This window comes from Enterovibrio calviensis DSM 14347 (assembly GCF_000621165.1).
In the GTDB taxonomy this organism is placed as follows: Bacteria; Pseudomonadota; Gammaproteobacteria; order Enterobacterales; family Vibrionaceae; genus Enterovibrio; species Enterovibrio calviensis.
Genome location: NZ_JHZA01000019.1, coordinates 96,764 through 103,402 on the forward strand (window position 1 = coordinate 96,764; position 6,639 = coordinate 103,402).

5 protein-coding genes are annotated in these 6,639 nt (G+C 48.7%); 2 read left to right on the forward strand and 3 right to left on the reverse strand.

Annotated features, from left to right (window positions below):
• Positions 1 to 101 precede the first annotated feature (101 nt).
• Positions 102 to 1,088 (reverse strand): inositol 2-dehydrogenase, encoded by a 987-nt coding sequence (gene iolG, locus Q365_RS0115615; protein ID WP_028024226.1) that lies wholly within the window; start codon positions 1,086 to 1,088, stop codon positions 102 to 104.
• A 92-nt stretch (positions 1,089 to 1,180) separates the two neighbouring features.
• Positions 1,181 to 2,011 carry a 5-deoxy-glucuronate isomerase gene (gene iolB, locus Q365_RS0115620; protein WP_028024227.1) on the reverse strand — a complete coding sequence of 277 codons (831 nt, stop codon included), beginning with the start codon at positions 2,009 to 2,011 and terminating at the stop codon, positions 1,181 to 1,183.
• A gap of 165 nt (positions 2,012 to 2,176) precedes the next feature.
• On the opposite strand from iolB, the gene Q365_RS0115625 reads away from it, so the two are divergent.
• Both Q365_RS0115625 and Q365_RS0115630 read left to right on the forward strand, forming a co-directional pair.
• Entirely contained in the window at positions 2,177 to 3,352 is a 1,176-nt protein-coding gene (locus Q365_RS0115625; protein ID WP_028024228.1) for a phytanoyl-CoA dioxygenase family protein, read from the forward strand.
• A gap of 80 nt (positions 3,353 to 3,432) precedes the next feature.
• Positions 3,433 to 4,056: a GNAT family N-acetyltransferase gene (locus tag Q365_RS0115630; protein ID WP_245621566.1), complete on the forward strand. Its 624-nt coding sequence runs from the start codon at positions 3,433 to 3,435 to the stop codon at positions 4,054 to 4,056.
• 60 nt (positions 4,057 to 4,116) lie between these two features.
• Here the strand turns inward: Q365_RS0115630 and Q365_RS25810 are convergent.
• On the reverse strand, positions 4,117 to 6,639 hold a 2,523-nt coding region (locus tag Q365_RS25810), incomplete at its 5' end, for a calcium-binding protein (protein ID WP_081796278.1).

Sequence of the window (6,639 nt, forward strand, 5' to 3'; positions counted from 1 at the left end):
AGAGGGCGCAATGCTGAGATTGCGCCCTCTTTTAATATCATTAGGTTAAATGTGTGAACTATACGCAAACAACCTGAAGATGCAGGATTCAGGTTGTGGGTCTATATATTGACCGTCTGATGCGTTTCCAACGATTCCAGTGCAGCCTCGGCTAGTTCAAGTGCTAACTCTCCGTCTACTCCAGTACATCCCGGTTCAGCCTTTCCATCGAGTACATCTACAAAGTGCTGCCATTCCGCAATATATGCCTCTTTGTAGCGCTCTAAGAAAAAGTATTGAGGTTTCGCACTGCTGCAATCGTCTTCTCCCCAATGCTCAACCAAGTGTTCACGAACATTGCCTGCTTTTAGCATGCCTTTGCTTCCATGAAGCTCAATGCGCTGATCGTAACCATAACCAGAGCGTCGACTATTGATAATGTTCGCCATCGCACCAGAAGGGAAATGAAGCACGATAACGGCACTGTCGATATCGCCCTCTTCAGCAATTGCGGGGTCGACCAAACACGAACCGTGTGCGGACACAGACACGGGGTCTTCACCCATGATGTAGCGAGCCATGTCTAAGTCATGAATCGACATATCACGGAAAATACCACCAGACACTCGGACGTATTCTGCAGGTGGCGGTGACGGGTCACGAGAAGTGATCACCAAGGTTTCCGCTTTGCCAATCGCGCCACTTTCAAACAAATCTTTCAACGTACGGAATTGCGGGTCGTAACGGCGATTAAAACCGAGTAAAAACTTTGCGTTTTCTTCGCTAACAACGGCTAGGCACTCTTTCACTCGCGACAAACTTAAATCAATCGGTTTCTCACAAAAAATCGCTTTGCCTGCTTGGGCTGCCAATTCAATCAAATTGGCGTGGGTGTCCGTGGCGGAACAAATACACACGGCATGAATATCCGGATCAGCCAAAGCTTCTTCGGTGGTCATCACATCCGCATGGTATTTTTCTGCCAATTGAGCCGCACCTTCTGTGTAGGGGTCAATCACGGCACGGATTTGCGTGAGGGGGTGTGCATCAATATTAACGGCATGCACCTTACCAATGCGCCCGCAACCAAATAACGCGATATTAAACATAGCCACTCCTTTTGCTTATGCTGAACGCCAATCGATGCGCGATGCCATCGTTGACGTTCATATGTACTTACGCTGTCACCAACATCGAACCATCATTTCGCATGCTTGTTGGCGTACTCTGCTGAATTAATCCAAGCATGATCATCTTCCCAGCTAAACAACCATTGGCGCACAGGGCCGGCCATCACGTTTAGGTAGTAGCTGTCATAACCCGCCATTGTCGCCACGGGGTGATAACCTCTGGGCACTTTCACTACATCGCCGTCATAAACCGCCATGCATTCGTCGAGATCACGTTCATCGGTATAGACACGCTGAATGCAGAAACCTTGAGAAGGGTTGAGTCTGTGATAATAAGTTTCTTCCAAATGCGTTTCTTCAGGCGGTGCATTGCGGTCATGCTTGTGACTCGGGTATGAACTGGTGCAACCTTCGTCAGTGTAGACCTCAACCACCAGCAAACTGTCCGCTTCTTTGTTATCTGGCAAAATGTTGTGTACATAGCGCTGATTGTTTCCTACACCTCTCGCTTCTGCATCAACATGCTCAGGAGTGATTAGGCGTGAAGGAAACGTGCCTTTGCCAGGGGCGCGACACACCGCGAGTTCAAGATCTGTCGTTGCCGTCAAAGACGCAACGTCGCCCGCAGTAACATACAGTGAGAACGGTTTTTTACGCTCAAATGGACCGGCTCTGTCGCCAATTTCACCTAAGGCGTTGCCCGCCAAGACCGCGTCAGCTTTGCCTCCTACAAGCACAATGCAAAGCTCTTCATCTTGGCTGGCGTTGAATGAGAGCGTTTGGCCTTTAGGTACTTGGTAGGCATCAAAACCGACGTACTTCCAACCCGCAGATTCTGGCGTGATGTGTTGATAACGCCCATCCTGATTTGGGGCTTGCCGCTTCGACAGCAGTTCAGACATAACCTCTCCTTGTCGTCGGTCACTATTCCATCATGGATACTATTTCATGTGTCTGCCAATAATAGAACATATTTTTCAATTCTCAACCAAATGAAATTTACGTTTCATTTTATTGAGTATTTGAAATAGACTGAATAACATTCAGTGGATACAAGGAGCAGGGAAATGCAACGTAACGACCAAACGCTGACGACTTCGTTTTATGGAACCTCCGATGTTTCACTCGTGGACTTTAAAGAAAGCTGCGAGCGAAACACGCCAGTGGAAGGCTACCCCCTTGCCAAGGGTGTCGTGTCGAATGTGGTGGTGTATGACGGCGACGATATTCGACAGCATCCCGACAGTGCTCGTGCCTTTCAAGATGAAATGGCAAACGTATTGCTGCATGGCCCCGGCGTATTTGCCGTGAAAAGATTTTTTGCCGACACCGCCGTTATTGATGAGATGAGCCAGGTGTTTGAGGACATTCTGGAGGCCGAGCGCGGTTTTGGCGCAGGAGATCACTTCGGTAAAACAGGACCACAGGCTAACGGCCGGATTTGGAATGTGTTCCAGAAAAGCGCAGACGCCGCCCCATCCACGTTTGTCGATTACTACAAAAACCCGTTGCTGCAACTTGTCTCCGAAGCATGGCTTGGGCCGCACTATCAAGTCACGGCACAAGTGAACATCGTCAGACCCGGTGGTGAAGCGCAGGTTTCTCATCGTGACTACCATTTGGGCTTTCAGCAGCCACAAGAAACTGCGAGATACCCGCTACACATTCAGCAAATGTCTGCGATGCTCACCCTTCAAGGCGCGGTGGCGCATACCGACATGCCGATAGAAAGCGGCCCGACCAAGTTGCTCCCCTATTCGCAACACTACCCACTTGGATACATGGCGTATCACGACCCTTCCTTCCAACGTTACTTCGAGGAAAACTACGTTCAAGTGGCGCTTGAGAAAGGGGATGCGGTGTTTTTCAATCCCGCATTGTTTCATGCTGCCGGTGCAAATAAGACGCAAGATTTCCATCGCTCGGCAAATTTACTGCAAGTTTCCTCGACGTTTGCTAAACCAATGGAAACTGTAAACCTTGCTCATATTAGCCAAATCATTTATCCCTATTTGTTTGACGCGTGGAGACACAGCGCATTGAGCGACGACGAAAAGAGCTCCATCATCACCGCAGCGAGCGATGGATACTCATTTCCCTCCAACTTAGACACGGATCCGCCGATTGGTGGATTAGCCCCAGAATCAATGTCTGCGTTGCTAAAACGCGCATTGGACAGCGGTTGGACAAGCGATGAATATCAAGTTGCAGTGTCGCAGTTACAAACAAAGCAGCAGGCTTAACGGAAAGGATTTCCATTTCATCGCCATCTTTTAGTGCGAAGCACGAAAACCCTTGTCTGGTGGAAATATCGGCGTATTCTGTGCGCGTATTTCCACCACAGAAGACAAACAACGTGTCGAACATCACTACATTCAAGCGTGGCCAAGCCATTCCGCTCATCGAGGGCTACACCATTGCGCTGATCCAGCGCAGCGACCTAAACGATATTATCGACATGCTGGGCGAACCCAATGTCACGCAATATCTCTACTTTGCGCCAGCACCAGAAGACGTTTACCGTGGTTATTTCGGCCCAATCATCGAAGGAACGGTTGAAGCAATCGGTCACGGCGAATGGCCTGAGAGTCCAACTAGCGTGATCCGTGATAGCGAAGGTCGCTTCATGGGTATGGTAGGTTTGCATGCGGTGATGTTCTTACAAGGGAACTACGAACTTGGTTTCCAATTTACTGAGAAAGCTTGGGGCAACGGCCTCGCGAGCAGTGCTAGCGCATTCCTGCTCACTATCGCGTTCGATGTATTTGGCGCGCATAAAGTGGCTGCGGATTGCTACCACTCCAACGTGGGGTCGTACAAAACCTTACTAAAAGTCGGTTTGGTTGAAGAGGGCCGTCAAGCTGCCTACTACAAAACACAAACAGGCTTTGATGATCGCTTGCATTACGGCATCACTAAAGCGCAATACAACGACCTTCCGCGTTAACTCAATACAAAAAAACCCGCGAAACGCGGGTTTTTTTATTAGCAATTTTTCTAGAGATTACTAGCCGTACAGGATGTCTATAGAACCATCGATGATGTCTCGGTCATTCTGCAAGAAGAGTTCTGCATCTGTCCAGACAGTGATAGATTCGCTATCATGGGTGAACACATAAGCATTCATCTCGCCCACTTGTGAGTCCGTCAGACCCATAAAGGCAATTTGTTCAGCGGACAGCGCTTCAACAGTGCCATTTCCGTGTCCTTCATATACCCATCCTTCACCGTCAAGGTTAATGACATCGCAATCACCTTCACCCAAGTAGGCGACAAAGCCGTTCCAGTCGTCAGCATCGTGGTGAGGGTTAGTCTGCATGTCCTCCGATTGTGCTTCAATCGAAAAAGCATTAACGTTGACAATCTGGTGTCCATCACCTGTCGCCACGACAGCCTCAACATCAGTGATTGCTCTATTCTCGCCACGATCAAAACCATAGTACCGACCCGTCAAGTCGATGAAGACATCTCCTTCAACGAGCAACTGGTCAAAACCACTGGCGCCAGTGTAAATGTTTCCATGCTCTTGCAAGAAAGCGAAATCACAGAAGTCGTCTTCGTCAAAGACCATGGTATCGTTGCCTTTGCCCCCGACATAAAGGTCTTGTCCTTGACCACCATCAATAATGACATCGTCTCCATAGCCAGCTTTGAGGTAATCGTTGCCCGCACCACCGTATAGCGAATCATCACCACCACCGCCATAGATAGCATCGTTACCAGCACCGCCGTGGATGACATCATCGCCCTGACCGCCATGGATAACATCGTTACCAGCACCGCCGTTAATGACATCATCGCCATGGCCACCGATGATTTCATCATTACCAAAGTCACCATTAATAACATCGTCGCCATGGCCACCATTGATAACGTCATCATCCATTCCACCGTGAATGGTGTCATTACCATCGCCACCGTCAATGTTATCCACACCTTTGCCACCAGCGATAAAATCATCACCACCGTTGCCGTGAAGCGTGTCATCGCCTTCATTGCCGTGAATCTGATCATTACCAAGGCCACCGGTGATGGCATCATGGCCATAACCACCCCTGATAAGATCGTTACCTAAGTCGCCATTGATGACATCGTCGCCGTCATCGCCTCTGATCACATCATCATCTTTTCCGCCGTGAATGATGTCGTCACCATCACCACCACTAATGACGTCCTCACCTTCTCCGCCAGCGATAAAATCATCACCTTCATTACCGCGAAGCGTGTCATTGCCTTCGTTACCGTGAATCTTGTCGTCACCGTTGCCGCCGTTGATGATGTCATTGTTGCTTTCATCATTATCAGCAAGAGACAATGAAACATTATCAATCAAGGCACCCAGATTTTCGCCGTTTGCCGATGATTCGAAGCGCAGCGCAATGGATTCCACACCGTGGGGTAAAACAAACTCCGCATTAAAATCCAAAAACCCTTCGTTTGACTGCAAAGCGTCAATGGTCATTTCATAGATAACGTTGCCGTCTTGGTCGAACACCTTCACAGTGAATGGGCTGTTTTCTAGCTCGCCAGTTTGGGTGCGAAATCCGTAGTTGAAGCTCAGCGCCATCGTCGCATCACCTGCAGTAGTGAGATCAGCGGTTGCGACCTCCTGCTGAACCCAAAGGTGACCATCAAGATTAAGATCCAACACAGTGTTATCAAGACTGTTCTCTGGCCCACCGGCAATACTGCCTTGTTGAACAGTGATCGGATGATGCCCCGGCGTATACCAGCCAAGGAATGCGTGATCAGCGAGGGTTGCACTTGTGTTTTCGCAATCGTTGCCCCAGCCTTCCATATCGCCATTGATGAGAAGGTTACGAGCAGTATCACCATAGATAACATCGTTTCCGTCGCCGCCATTCAGAGTGTCATCACCGTTCCCGCCGTGGATGACATCATCACCAGACTCACCAAAGATGGTGTCATTGCCATTACCGCCATCGATAACATCATTCACGGTGTTTGAAGCAGTTAGCGAGACGTTATCGATCAATGCGCCTGCGCCATCCGCTTTGCCATGGCCAGTGAAACGCAGCACCACACCGGATGTCCCTTCAGGGATCACCACGTCGAAATCAAAATTCTCAAAATGATCATTGCTTTGCGTGTTGTCAAAATACTGTTGGTAGATAACCTTGCCATCTTGGTCAAACACAGTGACCTCAAATGGGCTGGTGTCATCACGGACACCGTGTTTTTTGGTGAAACGGTATTGGTTTGCGTAATCAAACGAGAGTGAAAGTGTTGCATCACCATTTTTTGTTAGGTTGGCGACATCAATATCTTGCTGGATGGATTTATTATTCTTACCGCCATCCAAATCGATTACCGTATTTGAGCTGTCGTTTTGAAGTGCTTTATTTAGTTTCCCATTACCTTGGTGAACTTCGATTGTTCCATTGTTGTGCGTATACCAACCTGAGAAGAAGGTGTCTTTGATATGTGCGTGTGCTTTACCAGCATCATCACCCCAAGATTCCATGTCGCCGTTTACCAAAAGATTCTGGCTTTCATTTTGGTTACCGTA

What these genes read in the sequence shown, in the direction of transcription:
- Q365_RS0115625 (WP_028024228.1), top strand. Translation starts at nt 2,177, where the DNA reads ATGCAACGTAACGACCAAACGCTGACGACTTCGTTTTATGGAACCTCC.
- iolG (WP_028024226.1), bottom strand. Translation starts at nt 1,088, where the DNA reads ATGTTTAATATCGCGTTATTTGGTTGCGGGCGCATTGGTAAGGTGCAT.
- iolB (WP_028024227.1), bottom strand. Translation starts at nt 2,011, where the DNA reads ATGTCTGAACTGCTGTCGAAGCGGCAAGCCCCAAATCAGGATGGGCGT.